Annotated in this window: 1 protein-coding gene; it reads left to right on the top strand. The window is 48.3% G+C overall.

The genetic code is table 11. The annotated features are described in order from the left end of the window. A partial coding sequence (locus R7093_RS26780) for a response regulator (protein WP_318147219.1) occupies nucleotides 1-488 on the top strand: 488 nt, incomplete at its 5' end. Between the last annotated feature and the right edge of the window lie 94 nt (nucleotides 489-582).

The raw sequence follows: 582 nt of genomic DNA on the forward strand, positions 1-582 counted from the left end.
TGGGGCACGAAATTTCAATGCGTTCGTGGTTTGGTAAAGGCAGCGTGTTCTCAATAACCTTGGATAAGGCTCATCACGTTCAGCCACACCCTGCGAAAGTCGAGACCAGTCCTCAATCGGAGTTGTGCCACTTGCGAATTCTGTGTGTCGATAACGAACCTGACATTTTGGTCGGAATGGAAAATCTGCTCTCTCGTTGGGGGTGTGACATACGGGTTGCGACGGATCTCGTCGAAAGCTTACAAGCGCTCGAAGGCGATTGGGTGCCAGACGTCATTTTCTCTGATTATCGATTGGATAATGGACGTACGGGGTTAGAAGTGTTGCAACAGTGTCGTTTGCGTCTGGGGAATCGTTTTGAAGGGGTGATCATCAGTGCTGACCGTACTGACGATATGATGGAAGGCATCAAAGCGAACGGTTTCAGCTTTATTGCCAAACCAGTTAAGCCACTTAAATTGCGCTCGGTGCTCAATCGAGTCGCGTAACTTAGGTAAGTTGAGCGCATGAGCCAGATAGTAAGAGACCTCCGATGAGAGGTCTCTTTGTATTCTGCAGATATTCAAAGCAGTGCTTTACTCA

This window comes from Vibrio sp. 1580, assembly GCF_033340055.1.